This window comes from Paenibacillus sp. 37 (assembly GCF_008386395.1).
GTDB lineage: Bacteria > Bacillota > Bacilli > Paenibacillales > Paenibacillaceae > Paenibacillus > Paenibacillus amylolyticus_B.
In genome coordinates, this window is the sequence record NZ_CP043761.1 from 6986627 (window position 1) to 7009220 (window position 22594).

Here is a 22594-nt window from a genome sequence, read left to right on the forward strand (position 1 = left end):
GTTTATAGGCGGAAAATACTAGTTGAGGGTTGGTCTAGCACCACTCGAACAATTGCACATTTGGCTCTCGTTTCAGCACATGTACAAGCATAGCATGCAGTTGTCCACGGTGGTGATAGAAGTGCGCCTGCGTATCCAGAAGCCACTCGAAGCGTGAATGAACGCCTCCCCAGAATACAGTCTTTTCTCGTAATAGTTCATCTTCTGTCTCCATCGACCAATTGGACATGCTTCGACTTACAAATCTAGACGGATGGCCACTTATGCGGATCACGAATTTGAATTAGAATGACCGTAGACGATTGAAAAAGGCTGTGATTCCAATGTTATTCGAAAGAGACAAATGGTTGCAGTATGGCATTCTGCGCGATGAGCCTTCTCTCGCTGAACGATTGCCAGAAACACAGTTGCTTGAGAAGGAAACGCTAACGAAGATGCTTCTTCAATATCCCAGCGTTGTACTGAAGCCTCGCAATGGGAGTTACGGAAGGGATATCCTGTTCATTAGACGAGACGGCGCAAATGCTTATCGTATTCAAAATGAAAATAACACGGTCACCATGAGAGACAACGAGCAGTTACTCGAATGGCTCGAACAAACAAACAAAACTGATGAATATATTGTCCAAAAGCGTCTGCAGCTTGCTCAAATTAAACACAGGCCGTTCGACATTCGGATCATGGTTCAGCGCAAAAAAAGCCCCTCGTCCACTTGGAAGGTGACAGGTTCCTATGCTAAAGTTGCAGCACAAGGATATCAAGTCACCAATGTGAATAACCGCCCCATTCCAGTGCTTAAGGCACTGAAATTAGCTCGAATTGGGGATCGGCGCTTGCTTGTTAGAGCGGAACAAGTTGCACGATTAGCCGCTAATCGATTGGGAGAGCATTACCCCATGCTTAGACAAGTCGGGTTCGATATAGCCGTCGACAAGAAACGGCGAATTTGGATCATCGAAGGAAATTATCAACCGGATTTGCGCCCTTTCCGACGTATGAAAGACTCCTCGATGTACCGCAGAATATTATGGTACAAGAAACATTAAAACGAAAAAAGGCGACCTGCCTGCTAGCCCGGGCAAGTCGTCTCTTCATATTTCGTACCTAATCTCAATACTAACCCTCTTCGGTTATTTCCGGCATTTTCTAATCGCACTTGTAACACGTGTCACTCGGAACTGATTTACCCCTACCTGTATAATGGCGAACTGGCTGTACGACGTACCTGAAGAGGTATATGGCTCGGCTTCAATATTCCCACTCGGTGTTCTAACCGTCGCGGTGATTCTAGTTACCAGGCACACACCACGGTCGGAAGATCTCCAAGTCTCGTCACGCTGAACACTATATCTATCGTTGCTACAAAAGATGGATGCATACTCCACTACCCCACTTGCATTAAACGAAGTAGAGTTATAGATCTGAACAGGGTCATAACCACCTCTAGGTGCTCCAGGTCTTCTATTTCCCATTCTCAAAACCTCCTTTTTTATTGATAGTCTATTAAATGCAATTGAATGGTTTTGGTAAGGTATAAATGTGGACAAGGTAGAAAAAGTGTGTTTGTACAGTGGTCGCAAACACGAAAAAAGCCACCCTTTACTGTACAAAGGTGGTTCGCGAATTATAGAACACTGCCACTATCATCTTATTGGCCAATTGAGTCGAAATGGTACATCATAGACGGTCAAAACTCCCCACATGCAGATACTTCTATTCTGCCGCCTCCACCAACCATGCTTGCATAGCCGGAGATTCCGCCCGATTTAAACGTAAGGCGATTTCAGTATTGATCTCATCTGGCGGCATGACTTCAACAAGGACACATACGGACTCTCGCGTTTGATTTAAGGCAAATATGCCTTCATCATCGAGCATTTTCATCGCCAGCTCCATGGCGTTCAGCCTCACATCCAATTCACGATTCCAATCATCATTCTCCAGTTCCGCAATGAAAGGACGCTCGTTATATCGTTGTTTGACACCGTCAAAGTGATCATCCCCAAAACAACAATAGGGCGAATCCGCATACGACCATTTGATGAGATCCGCAATCGTGGATACCGGCGTATCACTTTCCTCTGCTTGCCTAGCCGATTCCAACGCCAAAGCTTCCCACGACCAAGCGGAGATGCTTGGGGCATGTCCCTCGCCAGTAGTGTACAACGTACAATAATAGTAACGTTCACCATTTTCAAAAAGGGTGCAAAATGACGTTCTGGCGGCAGCGGCGATCTCTATGGCCAGTGTCTCTATTTCTTGCATTGGCTTCACAATTAGAGTTCTCCTTTCCATTCGTTGATCATTTGCCCCTTCGATATGAATTGGCTATTTGGACTAGATACCAGACACCTGCACCCACAATGGCAGCAAACACCAGATTAATGCAACCGAACACGATGAGTGACTTTGCTTGGCCTGGACCGATCCGGAAAGCGGTAGCTAGCTGGAAGACAGCCGGTAGCAAAAATGCCAGCCAGGAGATGGTTATAAGCTTTTCTGTTCTGAAACTCCACCATACTGCTGAACATGAGGCAAATAGCAGTACCCAGGTACAGATAAGCTTTAGGGCGAACATCATTTCGTCCCCCTCCTATTTGCCATGAATCACAAGTCCATATTTACTGAATATCCACGATTGGCTCAAGTCGTGCATTGCATCATGGCTTATACGCACAGAGGGCTTTTGCTCCTTCATCGCATCTGCATCATAGGCTGAGAAGCGAAGGGGTTTAGTCATTTTTTTGATAGAGTCTCTTATTTCATCGAAAAGCGCATAGGTCAGCGGCTTATGGTCCCGGATATCCTCATAAACATAGTACTTTCCTTTTTCATCTTCCAAATTAACTTGAAAACCTTTCGGAAATGAAAGCAAGATACACGGCAGTTCATCCTCTGCCCATTGTCCGTGGTATGGAAAAGAAACCCCTTCATTTCTTACAAAAAATCCTGAACTTTCTTGATCTGATGCAATAGAAATAGAGTAAACAAAGAAGGGATGGATGTCATCTCTCTTTTCTCCTGCCACAAAATACTGATAGAACGTCTGATACTCCTCGTACACCTGATTATAATCATGCTCTGTTCGGGCAGCATTGGTACGATAGAATTGCGCTTGCCGATGCTCCAAAAGCTGTAAAAGGCTTTTAAACTCTTCAGGAGTGATGAAGAATCTCAGTTTATAGAATCCGCTATGCTTTAATTTGTCCATTTCTTTTCGCTCACCGCCCTGTTTAGAAATGTTATGCCAATGACCTTAGCGGTTCAGGTTCATCTATATATGTATCTTATTTCCATTATAGTGATTACCTTTCCTGAGTCTACCTACTTTACACCTGAATTTGCGAATGAACTTTGAAAAGGTAGCCAAATATAATGATCATTACGCTTGTACGGGAGCAAAAGACATACGTGAGGTAAATTCCAGACTACCCGCCTTGTGAGGATGGGAGCACGCCAACATCTCGTAATCAGCACAAATTAGCCGTACGGATGATCACCCGTACGGCTAATTTTGAATTATTCAGCTTTGCGAATTTGGAATTGTTAAGGTTTAACTACAGAGAGAAGAGACTCATTTCCCTCAGAGATCACCGTCACATCTGGTGCAAACTTAGCATCACTTACATGTATCGTTTCTCCAAGTTCCATAGTACTAATGTCAAATTCAATCGACGTTGGCAAGTGTCTCGGCAATGCCTCAACTTCAATAGAAGATAATTGAACTTGCACGACTCCGCCCTGTTTTGTGCCAATCGGTGTGCCGTTGAACTTGACAGGAATTTTAGTACGCATGATCTCATTGGTCTGCACCTGTTGAAAATCCACATGAATCAAATCTCGTGTAACCGAATCCCGTTGAAGGTCTTCCAATAATACGGTCAATGAGCCTTTCTCTTCAAACTGCAATTCAATAAAACCAGACGCTCCATGCTTCAACCACTTTTGAAATTCTATTGTTGGAATATGAATCATCTCATTCTCCGTATTTTTTCCAAACACAATACCTGGCAAGCGCCCGGATTTACGTAGATCCTTAAGTCGAGAAGAATTTAATGGAATGCGGGTCTCCGCCTGAAAACTAGTAGTCATGCTATGTTCGCTCCTCTTTATTAAATGATATTTTCACATTTTTCATACTCATCCAACCATCCCCTGTTGGGGCTAAAGAGAGAAACATAGCATCACCACCTCCATATACGATCCAATTGATTTTAAAATACATTTAATGTAAGCACCCATAATATACATGAAGGCACTCTACTCCGAAGAGTAGAATGCCTATGGGATGCTTCAACCCTATCATAGAAACATCGATTTGTCGATTTAACCCGCCATATCCCATTTTGACGACTGGAACAGGCCTTCATGTCCTCATCTCAAATGTATACATCCTCAATACTCGTTGGATTCGTCAGAATTTATCGACCTGCGTAATTCCTCAAGCCACATGTCCATGAGCACCTTATTTCGGGGACAATAAAAATCGCGTCCTCTAAGGAGAGAACGCGAAATAAAGCAGATTGATTTTGTGTTTCAGCATCGTCAATTAACGCTTTCGGGCCACCACCGCTAGCCTACCGTTTTCGGTCGAATACTCGCATGTGGACAGTACAATAAGCTTGTCACCATACTGTGCTGTTACGCCTGTGTCATAAAGAGAGAGTTGTTTGATATTCTGAACATATGAATCGAACTCGGCGGGCGTATTTACATTCTCAATCTGGTAGTATTTAAACACGTCGTCCGATTTGCGATAAACTTTTGACAGAATAACGGCAACAATCTCATACTCTTCCTTTTTGTAAAGCGTGCTGAACTGGAACGTCGCATGCTCTTGATAAAAGCTTTCACCCTTGTACTTCATTAAATCTTTAAACATCCAACCACTTTTCATGTGATGACCATGAATCAGCAAAATGTCTGAATTGTTGGTCGTACTAGACTCGTCCAAAAAAGGAAGACCGCCTTGATTTTCATTTTTATCAAAATCATGATTGAGATAGTACTCCGAATCCTGTGGGCTCTGCATGACTGGGTACTCAATTCGGGTACCATCAATCTTCAGCCAGCCGACGATGTCTGAGTTCCTCTCGTAAAGATCTCGAAATTCGGGAAGCATAACCGGCTCATTGCCTTTATTGAACAAAAGGGAGGGGATTGCATCCCCTCCACCTTGTTCTGATCCTTCTTTCCAAACCTTTGTTAACTCTTCGATTTTCTGCTTCTCGGCATAGTCTCGCAAGAAAGTCCTCGCAAGACTAACAAGTGAAAATACCAACACAAGCAAGGAAACAGCGATAAGAATTTTTTTAGTTTTGCTCATTTTCTTACCGCCTTCCCTTCCATTACTGGATGTGCTTTTTTTTCTTGTGCCCGAGCAGACAGAACCCGATCGTCATTAAGGACATTAGCGCCAAAACCATATACAAGAATGGCGATACGCTGTTATCTCCAGTTTTCGGAGCATCGTCCAACGCGTTGCTATCGTTCTTAAGCTGATCGTTACCATTGCCCGGATCAAGTGTTACGGTGCCTGGTTCAGGCGTTACGATGCCTGGTTCTGGCGTTACGGTGCCCGGATCTGGCGTTACGGTGCCTGGATCTGGCGTTACGGTGCCTGGATCTGGCGTTACGGTGCCTGGATCTGGCGTTACGGTGCCTGGATCTGGCGTTACGGTGCCTGGATCTGGCGTTACGGTGCCCGGATCTGGCGTTACGGTGCCTGGATCTGGCGTTACGGTGCCTGGACCAGGCGTTACGGTGCCGCCTCCGTTGTTACCATTGCCGCCAGTGCCACCACCAGAACGAATTGGCTTCATTGGCACATCGTACCTGACAATGTCAAAATCGACTGAAATCGTACCACTTGTATGCGTTTCGTATCCGTCCTTCCTTACGATCAGATAGTAATCCGCTTCAGGAAACACCATGTACGCATAGAAGCCATTTGCATCACTATTCTGCTCCGGGCTCTCGTTGTCGTACGGCGGGAAATTTGGAACCTTTGGAAGCGTTACTTTCGTGCCCGGAGTGCGGCCGTTATCTCTATTCCGCTGCGTATCCGCATAATACAGTGTAACTTTGGCTCCATCAATTTTCTTGCCAGTGACGGCATCTCCTGTCGTTTCATCATAGACCGTACCGTAAGGGTCGACTAACTCCTCTGAAATATTCAGCTCTCCGTTAGCTTTAACGTCAAGTTGCGCTACTTTGAGGAGCAATTCCTCGCCTGTCTCAGCTTGATAGCGAACTTCCATTGTGTACTTCTGCTCGCTTAGCCCTTCCACAGAGAAAGTTCCATTCGAAGCCATAGGAAATGCTTTAGGTTGGCCGTTTTCCTTAACATAAATGCCATCCTTGTCTTTCAAATAGATATGCATCTGACTAGTCAACAAGTCGTTGAATAGCACTGTTGTTCCATCCAGTTGTTTGAACAGAATGATCCCCACGGCCGTAATGTCCGCTGGAACAGTCTCGTCCGTTACACTGCTGTTCACATTTGCTTTTTGCGTAAACTCAACAGGTACATCCTTACCGCCTACCCGATACATCTTCGTATATCTGATCGTATAATCGGTATCCGCTACGGCTGGAATTGAATATTCACCCTTCTCATTCGTCTGCGTCTGAATCTCTTCGCCTGTCTTCAGATCGGTTACCGTAATCGGTGCATTCGGAATGACTTCTCCTGTGTTATTGTTACGCAGCACGCCTTCCAGATACGGTCGGGTATTGGCAAAATGTGCTTCAGACAACTTTTTCTCTGGAATAGTGCCAATGTGAATGAGACTCTCTGGATCAGTCACATAGCCATCTTGCGTATAATCATCTTGGGTCACTTTGTACTGAAGATTGGTTGGAAGCCCTTGGACAATGAGCGTCTGGCCATCTGTAAGCTCAAAGCTCTGACCGCTCTTGATCATGCCCTTGCTGCCGTCTGACTTCTCATAGACGTAGGATTCGTCCGGTCCCTCGCCAGTGAAGGCAACCGTGTACTTAAACAGCTTCTTCTTGTCTTCATCTTTGCCTTTAACTGTGTTGCTGATTAATAGGCCGCCCCTCAAGACTCGCACGTTCGTGAATGGGGTATCTTCATCAATGCCTTTCATGACTCCGGTATGATACCGTTCCTCAGGAGTAGTCATGTATTCATCGGTTGTGTAATCTTGTTGGGTAACGGTGTATTTCAGATTCTTAGGCAGGCCCAAAATATCCAGTGTCTCTCCATCCTTGAGGCGGAAAGTACCGCCGGACTTGATCGTACCTGTGCTGCCGTCCGTCTTCAAGTAAGAGTAACTTGCCTCTTTGCCTGTATCCTCAAAGTTGACGGTGTACTCGAACTCCTTCGTTTTATCACCACCGTTGCCCATGACCGTATTGCTGATGGTCAGCTTGTTAACGGTCCGTTCATTGATGAAGTCCGCCTTGTGATCACCTTTATTCACGATTGAGCCAGACAGCTCTCTCGTACCCGGTATCGTCGTATAACCGTCAACGGTTGTATAATCAGCCTCGGTTACGGTATAGACCAGATCCGCAGGCAAGGCTGGGAACGTCACAGATTCCCCGTGCTTGAGGACAATCTTGTCTCCGCTCTTGATCGTGTCAAACGTATCATCCGACTTCTTATAGGTATACTCTCTGTCCTTACCTTCGCCTGTGATGGTCACGGTGTACTCGAACCCTTTGTCCGGATCACTGCCGTTACCTTCCACCTTATTGGTAATGGTCAGCTTGCCTTGGGCCGGTGTAGGCACGATCAGCGGATTATCAGAGGTTAATTTCACCCCGTCTACCCAGATGGGCTTCCCTGGCGTATTCCCTACATATACTTGGTATACTCTTGTAGTTGGCAGCCAAGTATTGGTGTCAATATAAGTTTCTTTCAGCTCATAATACCCTGGATCAGGGAATAGCAGATTAAGTTTCCCTCCGCTATCGGTTTTTCCTTTGGTGATTATAGTTCCGCCGTCTTTCTTATAGAGTGTAAACTCTACGTCTTTTAGCGGATTGCCATTGGGATCTACCTTTTTCAGAGGCAATAGGGCATTGGAACTTGAACTGCCCGCCACGTCCGAACTGTCCAGCGTGCTTTCACTTCTGGCACTGACAGATTTCAGATTGTCATCGCCCTCCAGTTTTACCTCGTTGCCCATTGTGTCTCCAGCTTTCGCTGTAGTTGGATCAACTTCTGTTTGGTAAACAAACTGGTAAAGTTGATTAGGGTCGTCCATTTTAAATGTTAGAACCGTAGTGCCACCTGCGCCTGGTACAGCTTCTACTTGAACTTCAGCATTCGGGTCGCTGAGGTCCAGTGCTGCGCCCTCTCGTTCAAGAGTACCGCTTGCGGTCAATTTAGCAGGATAGACTGCCATACTAGGTGATGTCAGCACAAGATTTCCGTTTTCTTCATAACGCAAATTCATGCCTGCACCCAGGGTATCCTGCAAATAAACACCCTGCTTCATGTTAAATGGCGGGGTATAGTTCACCGTCCATTCCAGCACTCCTGGAACTGGCTTAGTTACCGACTTTCCAAGGGACTGAATTGGTACAATAACTTTGCGCTGTTCGGTGACAACCTTCTCCACTCCACCCCATGTCATATAAAGGTCGGCTTTGTTATACAGCACCTGTTTGTCTGTACCGTTGATGGTGTATTCCTCTAAATACTTCTGCAGAGCATCATTGGAAGGTCTTGCCTTCACCAGAATGATATAAGGACTTTCCAACTTGGAGAAGGTGAAAGTACCCTCGTTTCCAATGTGTGAGAAATGGACTACATGAGAACTAGTACCTGGTTCAATTAGAGTTCTAGCATCGTTTCTAACACCATATTCTGTTCCTCCGCCATTGTCCGAAAATCCTTTCCAAAGCTCGAAATCCTTAGTTTCAGAGAAAGGAACGAATTCCCAGCCTTCGGGAAGTGTATCCACTAGCTTAATATTACTAATGACTCGATTACCGCCATCCTTAGCCATTTCTTCTGTGTTATATCCAGGCATATTTACCGCTAAACGGAATGTGACCGTTTTGGTTGTCCTGTCATAGGCAGAAATCGTCCATGCTTCATTGTTATCATTTCTAATGTAACTGCTAACGTTATTCGGCGTCACATTTTCAAATGTACCATCTACTTTTAATGGCCTCGAAGCAAAGAGCATATCCTTGTTCAACATACGCAGGTGCAGGTTGGCGCTGCTATTTGCTTCTTTTACGGTCTCGCCATCAATGAGCAAAGCCCGATTCGAGCTTATTTTCCCTGCGTTAATTTCCTGTCTGAAGAGAATGTTTGGGTTGGTCTCAAGTGCACGGAAGCTGAAGGATGCAGCTTCTTCGGTGTATCCGGTCACCTTGATCAAATCGGCCACTACTTTACCGTCTACGGTTAATGGAATAGCTTTCATCGTCAAACCGGTTGCATTCGACTTCAGAGTTCCCGCTTTGTACTGCTTCCAAAGCTGCGCAGAAGTGATATTTGCTTTAATTTTCGCAATTGTCTCCGCACTCACCTCGCTGGTTTCATCTACAGCGTTGTCCAAGACGTTTAAGTCACCGCCATGCACAAGGACATCGTATATTGCCGCGTTAGGTAAGGCGTACTGTGGTGTTAGATTAACGGTCCACGTGATACTACCCAAGTTATAATCCTCGGTTGATACTGCGCCTGTTTTTGTAAACGTGTGTGCGCCAATGCTGACGATTGCCTCATCCGTCACGGCAATAGGTCTTTTACCCGTCATTACATCGTTGTTCTGTATCCCCCCTGGTGTATCCAAATTCCAGTTGGCACGAGGGTCAATTTGGAAGCTGGAACCACTTATCGCCTTGCTTTTAATCAACAATTCGACTTTTCCGTTAATATCCCCGAAGGAATAAACGCCGTTGGAATCTGGTGTAATTGGCGTCTCTTCAGATACAGTGCCATCTACCCATGTCTGCCATGCAGCTGATTCAAATTCCAGCCCAGCCGGTAATACATTTGTGATAGTAAAGTCTTTTAACCCTTTTTTGTTATATTGGTTAACCGCGATCTTCCATGTAATGGTTTCATTCGCATGATCATACGAAGCACTGGCTTGAATCCAGTCGGGAGCAAAGGCAATCTCCAAACCTGACTGCACCAATATATTATTGTCTTTTCTCAGTTCCACTTTGCCATTCATATCCCGGTGGCTGCGACCGAGATTGGCTGGCGGATTCCGATACTCGTAATAATAAGCTTCCTTTGAAATCCATGTTTTATATTCAACCTTTGGATCTAGACCTGTTCCCTGTGGAAAAATGTAAGTCAGCGATCCGTCTGGACCAACGACTGGGGTTACATTTTGGTCATTTACTTTAAATGAATCCTCCATATAGGTGCCGCGGACATTTCCAGAGCTGGTATTATACGTTGAGGGATTCGTATAAAAGGTCTTTCCGTCTAGTGGCAATTTGATTGTTTTATCAAACTGATCAAACGCAGATACGGTTGACTGCCAGGTAACAGCTCCCTCAACAAATTGTGCTGGTTGAATTCCGCGATAGCTATACTGATCCCATCTGATCATTCCAGGCGAGCTTAAAGTAATGTTATACTCTGCTGTAACATCTGGGTTCTCTAGCTGATATGCACCACCAAAGATGTTGATCGGCTTTTTATCCCCATACGCCAATCCCGTTATATCTGCATTGGCAGTAGATTCAAAGCTGAAGGCAATGCCTCGTCCAACACCATTGAAAAAATAATCATCACCGTTAAATACAATCTTGATGCTATTTGGAGTAAAATGGGCAGTACCCAGCTGTTTTGTACCTGATTCCGTCTGTGCATTCAAGGTTTTAGTAGCTGTTGGCAGCATCACTTCCTTGAAGTAATCTTCTCTTTTCAGCTCGATCCAGTCACCCTTTTGGATGTATTTCTCAGGATCTGCATTAGTTGGATTCGGGTCATCACCATTCACTGGTACCTTGAGACCTTCCGATTTGAGCGTAAAGGGCTGTCTACCCTGAATAATACCGTTCGGATTAATAACAGCATTCCCCTGTGTCACTTCCAGCGGGAAGGTTGAATTAGATTCCATAAATACCGCTGTTTTGTCCGTTGGGACTGCCGCCATCGCTACGAAATTGCTCGGTGCATCGTACATTGCCTCAGGTACCGAAAGTGGTTCGTCGGCACTCGGTGAGTCAGATTCAATGACGGCTTCCATTCCGGAATCGGTTGGCACACTCGCCGCATATGCGGCGGTGGAGTATATCACTGTCTGCAAGACGAGCAACATTGCCAGAAATAAAGACAATAACGGTTTACCTATATTGCGTTTTTGTTTCAAACGAAAATCTCCTCCACTTCTAAAATTTTTGCAGCAACCAGAAACTTTTTCCCTTTCCTTTGGCCATTCCATCCTTACAACAGAAACTGATAAAATTCATCAAGTTCATATGGCTTGCCTTACCATTTTACTTTAGAGCCCTTACCAAATTCTGAACACTAAGCGGTAACCAGAGCATAGAGCCAATTCTGACATGGATTTCTCCATAGAATCGTGGATTTTAAGCATAAAAAAACATCCTAAATTGGAATATGGCATTCTCCTGGATAAACCCTTTTCACCAATTAAAGAACTACTTGATGAGAGGATTTATCCGTAGAGGAATGCTCATTCTCCCGATAGGATGTGTTTCTCTGTTTTAATATAAAGTTTGAATAAGTTCTACATTATGAAGCTTTTGCTGCAACAGCTTTTTCAATCAATGCTTTTGCATCGTTAGTAGTCAGACCTTGTTTAGGTTGAAGTGATTTTTTATCTGTTCCAGCAAAAATACCTTTGTCAATCAGTTTTGCCATAGGTTTAATTGCATAAGCAGACACGGATTTACCATCTTCAAAACTAGCAATAATCGTAGCAGCATCTTTATCAGTCGCTTGATCTTTTACCAATTTAGCAAGAATGGTAGCAGCTTCTTCACGCGTGATATCCCGATCAGGATAGAAGTTTCCACCATAACCTTGAATGAATCCAGCATGCGTAGCTTCAGCAATCGCATCTGCATATGCAGCATTAGCGGCAACATCCTTGAATGCAGGTGCTGTAGCTACTTCGTTAAGTTTCAACATGTCGACCAGAGCACTTACAAATTCAGCACGAGAAATGACTTCTGTTGTTACGGGTGTTTCTGTTGGCTCGGTAGATGCAGCCAGGTTTGTGATACGTCCTTCATTTTTTACTACGATGCTACCGCCTTTATACGTGTCTACGATGTATTGGTAGAATACATCCAGATCGATAGGACCTGCCAGAGATGATTTAGCATCCAGCAGCACTTTATAGTTATCTCCACCTGCAGCCATAAAGTTGTTAACTACAGCCGTATATGTTTTTGCAGGATCAATCGTTGTTCCATCTTCCAGACTGAGACCAGTAACGCGTTCTGCGACCGGCTTATTGAAATCTGCAGTGTATTTTAAACCAGAGATTTGGAGTGTTTTGGTATTAGGTGTACCGTCAGCATTGGTACCCCATTGTTGCTGCAACAAGGTTTTAACCTGTTCGCCAGTCAGCTCCAGTTTTACTAGAGTATTACCAAACGGTTGGATTTTGGCAAGATCAGCAAAGGTTACATCGCCTTGTGGCAGATCCGCACGAATACCACCTGGATTCATAAATGCAAAGTCAGCAGCACTTGCCTTATCCCCAAAGTCTGCTTTACGCATTGCATCTGCAATCAGGTTGCCTAGAGGCGCTTCATTATTGTAGGCATCTGTACGCAAAACAGAACCATCTGTTGTACCCACTGGCTTCGTCAGTTCAGGGTGCTTGTCCAATGATTTCTTGATAATTGCCAATGTTTCAGAGTCTTCTTTTACACCCTCTTGGAAAGTCGTTGTAACAGTCGCTGATTTTTCGGTTACATCCCCGGTAGCAGGGTCAATCATCAACTTGATATCTTCAAACGCCGTACCATAAGAATAAGCTTGAACGATCAACTTTCCATTCACTTCACCGTTAGCCAAAGCATGATTGTCACCTGCAACGATAACATCAACAGGGGAGTCCGCCGGTAAAGCTTTTGCCAGATCAGCTGCTTCTCCAGTCGTTACGCCTTCTTTGGTGGTTGCTGGATCATGTGCCAACACGATGATCGTTTCTACACCTTTATCTTGTAATTCTTTTGCATATTTATTAACGGCTTCAACTTCTTCTTCTGGACTTAAGAAACGTACGCCAGCTGTCCCCGATGGAGATACTTTAGCAGGTGTGGATTTCGTCACTAGTCCGATGAATCCAATTTTGACTCCGCCTACTTCTTTGATTACATAAGGCTTGATCAGTGTTTTTCCGGTAGCGGTTTCAATGACGTTTGCATTAACGTAATCAAATTTTGCACCGGCATGCGTTACCTTACCTTCTTTTGGATCAAGGCCACCAAAGATCTGTGCCTTCAAAGCAGCAACACCTTGGTCGAATTCATGATTCCCTAAGGACCCTACATCAAAGCCCATCATATTCATCCATTCCATGGTAGGCTCGTCACGATCCAAAGATGAGGCTGGAGCAGATGCACCAACAGAGTCCCCATTATGGAAGAGTAGGGAGTGTTCATATTTGGCTTGAGCTTCTTTGAGATAGGTTGCTAGAATTGGAGCCGTTCCTGCTTTCTTATCACCCACGATTGATGTGGTATCTAACTGACCGTGGAAATCATTGATTCCAATCAAGTGTACTTCTACATCGTTACCTGCGGCAGAGACGGAACCCGCTGCGCCCAATAGTTGCGTGAGTAATAGTGCGGCAGTAGCTACACGAAGTGTGCTTTTGCCCAAAACTTTTTTCCAAAACATGAATGAAAAAACCCCTCTCCAATTATCGATCCTGAGATATTTTACCATAGTTCAATTCAGAAAAGTCATAGAAACTATCAAATGGTTGTAAAAATATTTGGGAGATTGATAGAGAATAGGTATGTTTACTAATGACTAAACTTAAAGACACCCCGCAGGGTGCCCTTATTACCTTCATATAACGGCTCATATACTAGCTCAAAACACTCAGACGCAAGGTAATTCTCACTCCAATTTGCTTTCCTCTCTATAGAGGTAGAGATGTTTCTCGGTTAACCACTATTCCGCTTTGGTTTTATCTAACATGTTCATTAATATAACAACAGCCTCTGCTCTGGTGGTTTGTGCTTTAGGTTTGAATTCGTTGTTACCCATGCCTTCTACAAGACCAAGTTCCTTCAGAGTTTCCACAGAGGTTTTCGCCCAAACAGGAATAGATTTGTCATCTGCAAAAGACGTTGTAGCATTGTCTATATTAGATGCCTTGAGTGCATTCGCAACCATCACTACCATCTCGGCACGTGTTATATTGGCGTTCGGCCGGATCGTGTCGTCTGGATAACCGCTAATAATGCCTTCTTGCACGGCTTGCGAGACTGCCATTTTGGCCCAAGTTCCGATTTCGGTTTTATCTGAGAATACCAGTTCAGCTCCTGCTTTTTGTGAATTCAAGGCGTTCATCAGCATGACTGAGAACTCGGCACGTGTGACGTTCTTCCCCGGATTGAACGTTCCATCCGGATAACCGGTAATTATACCCTTGCTTAAAGCTTGTTGAATTCTTGCTTCAGCCCAATGTCCCGAGATATCGCTAAAGCCAGATTCTACCGTCGGTTCAACTGGACTATTCAAGATGGGCTTTCCACTAGTTTGATCAACAACAAGGACAGCATACTTCGTGAAGTGATTGACCTCGACTGTGATTTGATTCCCTTGAATAATACCTCCATCTACTTTCTCCCATGTCATGTTCACTTCATCAAAATAAAAAACAGCTGTCGAATGATGACGCTCAAGACCTGTTGAATCAAAGGTAAATGTCAGTTTTACCGGTACGAGGAAGTTCTCCGTAAAATTCTTCAGAAGTTCAAATACCGGGCTGGCCAGAATTTCTTTATGTGTTAGCAAAGGTTCCGTATTGGAAACTTTATCAATGGATAATGTCAGCTCGCGAGATGATGCCCCTGCTGGAATTGAGATTTGAATCTCTTTGTCCAGGCTAACCAACCCTGACTTACCAATCGGAACGGTTATTTTACCCGTTGTTGATTTGACTGTATTGTCTATCGGGGCGATTGGTGCAGAAGGACTGCTCGGACTTGTTGTTTGTACCGGCTGTACAGTAAAAACAGAGTACGGATTCGACTCCGTTATTCCCTCTCCTGCGTTACCTGCACCATTGGACACTCCCGTATTTTGAAGGGTGATGACATTGACCGATTTGCTCACATTCGCTTGTGGGGTTAAAGTTGCTGTCCACGTCACTCCCCCATCGGTTGAACGGACAGTAGTCAGTGTACCGCTTGCAATCGTCAGATCTGCGTTATCAAAACCTGACACTGCCTCAGAGAATGTGATTGTTATCAAGGATGTTTTGCCAAGAGTAAGCGTTCCATCAGCTACAACAATCGTTGCCGTTGGTCGGGAGGTATAGACTGCGTAATTATTCGAAGCAGTCGTTCCCGTGCCTGCGTTGCCTGCCATATCGCTAATACCCGAATTATCAAGCGTGATGACATTGGTTCCATCATCAATACCTACAGTTGGTATCAATGTCGCAGTCCATGTAATCCCCTCATCAGATGTACGCACAGCACTCAGCGTGCCGTTTGCAACAGTCAGGTCCTCATTGGTAAAGCCTGTAATTGCTTCCGAAAACGTAAAGGTGACCTCTGATGTCTTGCCGGCAGTCAGGTTCATATCGGCGACGTTAATCGTTGCTGTCGGTCTGACCGTATCAATGGCGAAGTTATTGGAATCCGTTGTACCTATACCTGTTATGCCGCTTTGATTCACTACACCCGTATTATGGAGTGTAATCTTGTTCGTTCCCACAGTGATGCCGGCAGTAGGGGTAAATTTTGCTGTATACATAATATTGTCGTTCGTAGCCAGATTGTTAATGGTTCCATTCGTCACCACAAGGTCGGCAAGCGTAAAACCGGTCACTGCTTCAGAGAAGGTGAAGGTCACATCAGACGTCTTGCCAATATTCAACGTTGTATTGGCTACGACAATCGTTGCCGTTGGCTGGGCGGTATAGATCTCATAGTTATTCGAAGGCGTTTTCCCCGTGCCCATATTGCCCGCAAGATCACTAATGCCCGTATTATCAAGCGTGATAATATTGGTTGCATCGGTGATACCAAAAGCTGGCGTTAATGTCGCGGTCCATGTTATACCTCCATTGGAGGAACTAAGGCCACTCACCGTACCATTCTCAACTATTAGGTCGTCAACGCTAAAGCCGGTAACTGCTTCGGAAAATGTGATGGTGATCAGTGATGTCTCCCCAGCGGTAAGGACCGTATCGGCTACAACAATGGTTGCTGTCGGTCTTAATGTATCAATAGTATAATTACTCGAAGTGGACGTGCCCACACCTACAATACCGCCTAGATTCATCACACCTTCGTTGTTCAGGGTTATGACGTTGGTTGCATCTGTAATATCTGGTTTAGGTGTGAGAGTTGCGGTCCACGTATAACCTCCATCCGAAGAGACCGGTGCAGTCAGTGTGCCGCTTTCCGGAACAGTTAAGTCTCCATTGTCCAACCCTTGTACCGGTTCCGAGAACGTAAAGAATACCTTTGCGGTGGTGCCAATTCCCAGCAGCGCATATTCCATCGAAATTGTTGATGTTGGAGCCGCAGCATACACCTTATCTGATGCTTTGAGGCACAACAATCCTGCCATTAGGGATACCACCAGAACAATAATTCCAATCTTCTTCCTTAAATACATATGCTCCTCCTCTTAACGCTCTCTGGGCTCCTCAATAAAATCAATTCCCTTTTAAATACTTCAAATTTATTCTAAACCAATTCGACACATACGTTCGAATTCCTATACCCGCAAATAAAAATAAATCATTTCCCAAGCAGAAACTACGAACCGTAAGTCGAGATCGAAACTAGTAGCATTATTCATTGATGTCTTCCTCTATTGAACAGATAGAGTTTCGTAGAAAATAATGTATTTTATCTTTTTAGTTGCTATAATGGAATAAAAAGTAATATATCCATTTACATATAGTGCATTGAAGCAACTAATTTTGTCTATTAAAGGAGGTGAACCGGAGAGCATTGTATATCTGATTTCCCTTTAATTATCATTGGGGGATGTGTTGATTGCTCTTTCACCACTCCTGACCGAACACTGCGTCGCCATATGGCATTATCTGTGAGTGTTTATTGTATTAGGTATGAAGCCTCAACCATTCTAAGGAATATAGGAGTGTGTCCAATGAATCATTTATTTTTCCCCAAATCTTTTCGAGTTTTTTTGGCTTGCTTGTTGATTCTTGCATTTGCCGTACCAGCGACTGCTTCTGCTGGCTATCTTGGAGATAAGCTCACGATCGGCCAAAGTATGGCTAAGGGAGACTATCTCACTTCGCAAGATGGCAGATTTTCAGCCATATGGCAGAATGACGGGAATTTTGTCATCTATCAGAATGGTTCTTCTCTTTGGAGTAGCGGTACCAGTAACAGTGGGGCTCTTTCGTTCAAGTTTGAACCACAATACGGGAAACCCGTCATGTATAAATATGGAATGAAATATCAAGATGTGTACCAATATGGCTATCGCTATGGTTTCAACCCGGCTACAGGTAAATTCGAATATTACACCGGTTGGGGATGGGATAAAGTTTTGATGATTGATACTTCTGTACAGGTAGCTGCTTGGTCTCCCAATACCACCTCATGGATTCCAGGTCATCACGGGAGCAGCTTACCAGCTAACACAACGGGTGACACACTAGTCATGCAAAGTGATGGCAATTTAGTACTGTATAACACAACGCTGACCAATAGCAATTATCCGAACAGTTGGATTCCTGTCTGGGCTTCGAATACGGGCGGGCGCTAAAAGAGAAGAGAACTGGAACGGAATGAACTAAAGTACGATGGAGAGCTGCGTGATACGCGGCTCTTTTTTTGTTTTCCGAGGAAGTTGATAGACCCATCACTTAACAAAAAGAGGCCACCCAGTAAAAACGGCTGACCTCTATACATAACGTCGTATGAACTATCCCGATCTCTATATTTCGGGGAATTATAAAAGGCTAGAGATTCTATTACTTTGCCGCCTGAGCCTTTTTCAATTTATCAGCAACGGCTTGAGTGTTGGATTGGATAGCAGCAGTTGCTTTGTCCAATGTTTTCTTCCCGTTTGCTACCTGTGTCAATTCTTTCAATACAATTGACCGAAATCTCAATTCAAAATTTGGTGACTTGTTCATGAGAACATAACTTGTTATCGATGAATCCAGATTAGGTTTTAATTTGTAGAATGCATCCAACTTGTAACCGGAGTACTCTTTAATCATGCGAGATAGAGGAGCACCGATACTATTATTCGAGTTCTTGGGTTTATAGTATTCATTAGCGTATTCTTCTCCATTGAAATATTTGATGAAATCCCAAGCGGCATCAACATGAGATGCGCCTGCTGGAATCGCGAATATCTCATGAATATATACGTTGCCTGTTGATTTTCGGTCCTTAGCCGCAGGGCCGGCAGCAATACCAAGTGTGAAAGGTTTGTAATTCTTCACACTATTTTTTGCTGCTTGCAGGGACTGCAACTGACTAATAGAGGCTACTTTCATAGCAGATCGTCCCATAATGAACGAATTACTTTCCAAGTAACTTTTGCCGGACAGACTGATCAGCTCGTCAAGTACTCCGGACTTCGTTGCCTCACTCGATAGACGATAAGCATTTTTCCATGCAGTTGTATTTGCAGTAGCCTTTAGGGTGTTTGGATCCAAGTACGTTAATCCTTCTGTTCTGGCGATATCCATTACCAAATTACTGGATCCAAAGGAGCTTAGGCCCCAAATTCGGGAGTTCTTATCTCCCTTGGTTGGGAATTTCTTAGCAAGATTCAATATCTCTTCCCATGTCATCCCATCCGTTGGTGTTTTAACATTGTACTTTTTAAATAAATCAGCATTATACAGAAGAGCGTACGAATCCGCTTTTGGGCTTAACCCATAAAGTTTGCCACCGCCTTGTTCCTTCAATTCATCAAGCAAGCCGGGGTATAACGTTGTCGTGTCATACGTATCTCGTTTAATTAAAGGTTCTAAATCGACCAGTTTTTTATCTTTAGACATTTGTTGGTATTGGTAAGGGGGTAGCATCACAAGATCCGGTGAATACTTTTGGATGGCCCCGTTGTAATCCCTAATCGCTTCCATACCTCCAGGTGTAACTACTTCAATATTTACATTCGGGTACTTCTGACTAAACAGATCTCCATATGTCATTTTGAAATCATCTTCATTCCAGTACAATACTTTTAAAGTACGTGTCGAATCTGCCTCGTTGTCCGAATTTGCAAAAACTTGCTTGCCTGTGCTGAAAACGGTTGAAATACCGATTAACATAACACTTAGACTAACGAGCATGGCCTTCTGTAATACCTTATGCTTCAAAAATAAAACCTCCACTCATGTATTGTTCAAACGATTATTCGCTTGTGTTGTACTCAGTATAGAAGTGAAAGCTTATCATCTCACTACCGAACTTCTTATCATTTCCTTAAATCATCCTGACGTTATTCAATGCATAAGAAATATCGCTTATAATTATCGTGCTACTCTTCAATTTAAGGAAGATACAGGAATCAAGGGAGGATCTATGGCGGAAAGCACAATTCTAATGGTGGATGATGAAGCGGAAATTATCCAATTAATGAGTATTTATTTCAATAACGAAGGTTACAAGCTTCTGCAAGCAGCAAATGGGATGGAGGCGTTGAAGATTCTGCAGACCAAGCAGGTTGATCTAATTGTACTGGATCTAATGATGCCCAAGATGGATGGTTTGCAGGCGTGTATGAAAATACGAGAGACGAATCCAATTCCCATCATTATGCTGTCCGCTAAAAGCCAAGATATCGATAAAATATCAGGCCTCAGCATCGGCGCAGATGACTACGTAACCAAACCATTCAACCCGCTCGAGCTGATCGCACGGATCAAGTCGCAGCTTCGAAGAATGAACCAGTTCAACTCCGTTTTGGGCAATGCGAACGAAATACATATCGAAAACGTAGTGATTAATAATGCATCCCACACGGTAACGGTCGATCAACAGGAAATCAAATTGACTCCCCGCGAGTTCGCGCTCCTTCATATGCTGGCTGTCAATAGAGGGATGGTGCTGAGTATGGATCGCATCTACGAAGAAGTCTGGAACGAGCCTTTTATGGAGTCGAAGAATAGCGTCATGGTTCATATCCGTAAGCTCCGTGAGAAGATAGAATCCAATCCACGTGAACCGCGGATCATTAAAACCGTGTGGGGGATTGGATACAAAATCGAAAGCGATTTAAAAGCAAGGGGTGAGTAGGATCCAACCACAGTGGCTGTATACGATTCGGTGGAGATTAATGCTGATCATGGTTGCAAGCCTGGTTTTAACAGGCGCAGCTATTTTTTTGGGGTATGTCATGGCGGGAGCGCTGCAAAAAATTGAATATGTGGCTGTCCCGATTAATTGGCTCATTGAATATGCCGGGTCCGTTCGCGTGATGATCATTACCGGTATCGTTCTGTTTCCCATCACTTTCTTCCTAACCAGCCTCCGCTTAGTTCGGGATTTACGCGAAATCAACACAGGATTGCAGGAAATATCGGCAGGGCGGTTCGGGCAAGTTGTAAGGGTTAAGGGTAAGGATGAGTTAAGCGTCATCACGGAGAGTATGAATCAATTGAGCAGCGAATGGGATCATTATCTTGCGGAAATCACACGCGGTCTGGGGGAGATTGCGAGCGGGCAGTTTGACCATCAAATCCCGGAAATTGCCGATCATCAACTGGGAGAGGTAGCACTCAGCATCAACCGTATGAGCATGCAGTTGAAGCATTCGATTGCAGAGGAACGCAAGGCGGAAAAGACCAAAAATGATCTGATCACTGGTGTATCTCATGACCTGCGAACTCCACTGACCTCGATTCTCGGTTTTCTCGAAGTCATTGAGAACGATCGTTATCAGGATGAGGTGGAGATGCGTTATTACGTCAACATTGCATATGAGAAATCTTTGGCGCTTCAGCGATTGATCGACGAATTATTCGAATATACACGGGTCAACAACGGCATGCCTCTGGAACTCAGCGAGCTTAATATGACCGGGTTAATTGGCCAGCTTGCCGAAGAATTCGTACCGATTACCGAGAGTGCAGGCATGGAAATTAGGCTGAACGTCCAAGAGGGAGACTTCAAAATTCAAGCGGACGGGGCATTGTTGGTACGGGCTTACGAGAATATACTCGCCAATGCCATCCAGTACGGGCGGATGGGCAAATATATCGATATTGATATTGCACAAGATGGAGATATGCTAGTTGTGCGAATCCAAAACTATGGAGTCCCCATTCCCGAGCGGGATTTACCCTTTATTTTCGATCGTTTCTACCGCGTAGACAGCTCCAGGTCGAAGCAGACCGGAGGTACAGGTCTCGGTCTCGCCATAACAAAAAGTATTGTCGAGGTGCACGGAGGAGGCATCACTGCGCACAGCAACAAAAAGGCAACCTGGTTTGAAACACGGTTATCGAGGTTCGGACCTAATCAGACGCAAGTGGCTGTTGCGGAAGAAGTTCAAAACGAAATCAATCGGTTACCGACCGTGCTTCCGGAACAAGACCTTTTACCAAAACAAAGAATATTTCCTTGGCTTCGACACCTGTCTCTCTCCAGGATAGCTGCTGTACCCATGATCTTGCTGCTCGTCTGTGCAGTGGTACTATTCAGTATGAAGAATTCATTTACCTCTAATCTCGTGGTGAAGTTACCTTCCGTCTTCTCTGAAAATGAAGATTCAACGTTGACGTCAACAAGCGGAAATAACGAGATGGCTTTAATAACAGGCAAGACAGACAAAGGCTATACACTTCTCATTCATGATTACCTTTTCGACGGTCAGAGCCTGAGTATCCAATACTCAATGAAGCATTCTAACCAGATATCGGAGTTGCAGTGGGTGAAAAAAAAATCGGTCAAGCCAACTTTTACTTTGGATGCTTCAACGATAAAGGCGGTTCCCGGCATCGCCACGGATTCAGGTGTAGTTTTGGCCAAAAACGGAACTATCCGATTTCACTTTACTGGGAGCTCGCCACCTCCAGACCAGTTCCTATTGAGGATCAACGTAAACCAGTTAATCCTATCCGATGGCCCGGGTCAGCAGGATCTGCTCTCCGGAGACTGGAGCTTCGAAATTCCTGTGAAGAAAAATTATGAACGAAAAGCTAATGGTCAAAGCGCACCCTTACAGGATTCAACTGATTTTTGAAATTAATATTACATTTCAGTACCACTGAATTACAATAAGAGTATCGCCGGACAGACCTAGTAAAGGAAATCAGTATCGGCATGTTTAACCCGACAATATTAAGCGAGGAAGAAATTATATTCTTATTCATTTGATACCACAGCTCCTTTACTAAAGCGCTGTTTCATATATATACCAGCTTTCGCCTTCTTGGGAAAATCATAGTACTGATGGGCAGGCAAGTATTACGAT

General features: G+C 44.3%; 15 protein-coding genes and 1 pseudogene. 5 read left to right on the forward strand and 11 right to left on the reverse strand.

All coding sequences use genetic code 11. The features are described 5' to 3' along the window. Nucleotides 1–34: 34 nt before the first annotated feature. Entirely contained in the window at nt 35–229 is a 195-nt protein-coding gene (locus F0220_RS29890) for a hypothetical protein (RefSeq protein ID WP_091012255.1), read from the reverse strand. 94 nt (nt 230–323) lie between these two features. Here F0220_RS29890 and F0220_RS29895 point away from each other — a divergent pair, with 94 nt between their 5' ends. After that, on the forward strand, nt 324–1046 hold the full coding sequence (locus tag F0220_RS29895) for a YheC/YheD family protein (RefSeq protein ID WP_105600596.1): 723 nt from the start codon (nt 324–326) through the stop codon (nt 1044–1046). A gap of 84 nt (nt 1047–1130) precedes the next feature. Here the strand turns inward: F0220_RS29895 and F0220_RS29900 are convergent, their stop codons facing one another. From F0220_RS29900 to srtB, 6 genes are all read right to left on the reverse strand, one after another. Continuing rightward, nucleotides 1131–1472 (reverse strand): hypothetical protein, encoded by a 342-nt coding sequence (locus F0220_RS29900; protein ID WP_047841001.1) that lies wholly within the window; start codon nt 1470–1472, stop codon nt 1131–1133. Nucleotides 1473–1713: 241 nt separating this feature from the next. After that, the gene (locus tag F0220_RS29905) at nt 1714–2265 is read right to left on the reverse strand and encodes a DUF4303 domain-containing protein (RefSeq protein WP_223200025.1); all 552 of its coding nucleotides are present in this window, start codon (nt 2263–2265) and stop codon (nt 1714–1716) included. Between the two features lie 37 nt (nt 2266–2302). Beyond that, the gene (locus F0220_RS29910) at nt 2303–2581 is read right to left on the reverse strand and encodes a hypothetical protein (protein WP_105600598.1); all 279 of its coding nucleotides are present in this window, start codon (nt 2579–2581) and stop codon (nt 2303–2305) included. A gap of 12 nt (nt 2582–2593) precedes the next feature. After that, the gene (locus tag F0220_RS29915) at nt 2594–3211 is read right to left on the reverse strand and encodes a hypothetical protein (RefSeq protein ID WP_105600599.1); all 618 of its coding nucleotides are present in this window, start codon (nt 3209–3211) and stop codon (nt 2594–2596) included. A 335-nt stretch (nt 3212–3546) separates the two neighbouring features. Then, the gene (locus F0220_RS29920) at nt 3547–4092 is read right to left on the reverse strand and encodes a 50S ribosomal protein L25 (protein WP_105600601.1); all 546 of its coding nucleotides are present in this window, start codon (nt 4090–4092) and stop codon (nt 3547–3549) included. A 457-nt stretch (nt 4093–4549) separates the two neighbouring features. After that, nucleotides 4550–5326: a class B sortase gene (srtB, locus tag F0220_RS29925; RefSeq protein WP_105600602.1), complete on the reverse strand. Its 777-nt coding sequence runs from the start codon at nt 5324–5326 to the stop codon at nt 4550–4552. 227 nt (nt 5327–5553) lie between these two features. Between srtB and F0220_RS33465 the strand changes: the two genes are divergently transcribed. Continuing rightward, nucleotides 5554–5910, forward strand: a complete 357-nt coding sequence (locus tag F0220_RS33465; protein WP_397376324.1) for a hypothetical protein — start codon at nt 5554–5556, stop codon at nt 5908–5910. Nucleotides 5911–6509: 599 nt separating this feature from the next. Here the strand turns inward: F0220_RS33465 and F0220_RS29930 are convergent. The 3 genes and pseudogenes from F0220_RS29930 to F0220_RS29940 form a co-directional block, all read right to left on the reverse strand. After that, a pseudogene (locus tag F0220_RS29930) lies at nt 6510–11393 on the reverse strand (carboxypeptidase regulatory-like domain-containing protein); the annotation flags it as partial. A 314-nt stretch (nt 11394–11707) separates the two neighbouring features. Next, a complete protein-coding gene (locus F0220_RS29935; RefSeq protein ID WP_091012241.1) occupies nt 11708–13831 on the reverse strand; it encodes a 5'-nucleotidase C-terminal domain-containing protein in 2124 nt (707 codons plus the stop codon). A 279-nt stretch (nt 13832–14110) separates the two neighbouring features. Further along, nucleotides 14111–16795, reverse strand: coding sequence for an Ig-like domain-containing protein (locus tag F0220_RS29940; RefSeq protein ID WP_105600606.1), 2685 nt, complete (start codon nt 16793–16795; stop codon nt 14111–14113). 501 nt (nt 16796–17296) lie between these two features. On the opposite strand from F0220_RS29940, the gene F0220_RS29945 reads away from it, so the two are divergent. Then, entirely contained in the window at nt 17297–17923 is a 627-nt protein-coding gene (locus F0220_RS29945) for a hypothetical protein (RefSeq protein WP_091012238.1), read from the forward strand. A gap of 208 nt (nt 17924–18131) precedes the next feature. Here the strand turns inward: F0220_RS29945 and F0220_RS29950 are convergent, their stop codons facing one another. Continuing rightward, on the reverse strand, nt 18132–19448 hold the full coding sequence (locus tag F0220_RS29950; RefSeq protein ID WP_181155521.1) for an ABC transporter substrate-binding protein: 1317 nt from the start codon (nt 19446–19448) through the stop codon (nt 18132–18134). Between the two features lie 253 nt (nt 19449–19701). Here F0220_RS29950 and F0220_RS29955 point away from each other — a divergent pair, with 253 nt between their 5' ends. Further along, entirely contained in the window at nt 19702–20415 is a 714-nt protein-coding gene (locus F0220_RS29955; protein ID WP_105600608.1) for a response regulator transcription factor, read from the forward strand. Further along, nucleotides 20408–22363 carry an ATP-binding protein gene (locus F0220_RS33355; protein WP_308737807.1) on the forward strand — a complete coding sequence of 652 codons (1956 nt, stop codon included), beginning with the start codon at nt 20408–20410 and terminating at the stop codon, nt 22361–22363. Before F0220_RS29955 ends, F0220_RS33355 begins: the two co-directional genes overlap by 8 nt. Nucleotides 22364–22594: the final 231 nt, after the last annotated feature.